The organism is Vibrio sp. 2134-1, from assembly GCF_033339495.1.
In genome coordinates this window covers 1-1245 of sequence record NZ_JAWOUS010000096.1, presented here as the reverse complement: position 1 = coordinate 1245, position 1245 = coordinate 1, and the positions used below count along the sequence as shown (strand labels likewise).

General features: G+C 41.5%; 1 protein-coding gene. It reads left to right on the top strand.

Annotation, left to right across the window (positions count from 1 at the left end):
* Nucleotides 1–427: 427 nt before the first annotated feature.
* On the top strand, nt 428–1245 hold an 818-nt coding region (locus R7R78_RS24105; protein ID WP_225474372.1), incomplete at its 3' end, for a LysR family transcriptional regulator.

The window sequence follows — 1245 nt, the reverse complement described above, 5'->3', positions numbered from 1 at the left end:
CAACCAGAGTAACAACATTGCTTTTCATTTCGTTCTCCTAAATTAACTGATTATCGAAAATTCCAATCATAAATTGCAAAAGCAATGCCAATATTAAATTCATGAAAAGCTATTTTAATTTAATAAGATTCTGACAATTAGCTAAAAACACTCGTACAAAAAACAAAATACAGGCTATTTATTTACCTTACACAAACAATACAAATGTAGGATAAATATAACGAGTGAAAAAGCTTCTCGCTAATTTGTAGTTTTTTCAAAATAAAAATACACAGTGTGAATATTCTTGAGTTGTTAAATAGTCATTGAAATATCACGTGGCGTGTTTACTAGAAAGGAAGCCAATCACACATCCGTCGTGCCTTGCTTTGCTTAAAAGCACAAATCCTCTACTCTGTGCCTAAGCAAATTCAATGGAATTGAAAGAATGATAAAAGGCAGTGAGTACCCTTCCATTCGTGCGTTGAGGACTTTTGTTGCTGTGGCTAACTATCTCAGCTTTTCTAAAGCCGCCGATGACCTGTGCGTAACACAAGGAGCGGTCAGTAAACAGATGGCATCTTTAGAGCAACTCGTTGGGCTTCCTCTCATTCATCGAGGGTTAAACGGCGTGGAGCTAACAGAGGAAGGAAAGCGCTATTTGCCCCAAATAACAGAAGCTCTGGAGCTCATTCAGCACGCAACCGCCAGCCTAATTCAGACCAACACCGATCAAGAGCTGTTGGTTGTCGATGTCACACCCTCATTTGCCAGTCTTTGGCTGGTGCCAAATATCGATGATTTCCACCAGCGCCATCCAAATATTCGCGTGAAAATTCTTACCGGAGATGGCGCAGTTAAAAACATTCATGGCGAAAGTGATCTGCATGTGCGGTGTTTGCCTCTTTCTACTCATTATGAATATAGCCAACTCTTATGTGAGGAAACCTTGTTGCTGATTGGCAACACCAACCTACCAAAACTGTCAGACAACCAAGCCATCAGCCATTACCCATTTATTCCGCAAACGACTCGCCCGCAGCTGTGGGAGCAATTCAAACAGGAGAACGATTTAGAGTGCCCAATCACCTATCACTCCGTCGGGTTTGAGCATTTTTATTTGGCGTGTGAAGCCGTGAGAATGGAGAAGGGCTTGGCTTTGCTGCCCGATTTTATGGCGCAATTTTCTATTTTACGTGGTGACATCCAACATATTGGGAATCTAAAGCTTCACAGCGGCTATGGCTATTATGTGGTGATCCCAAA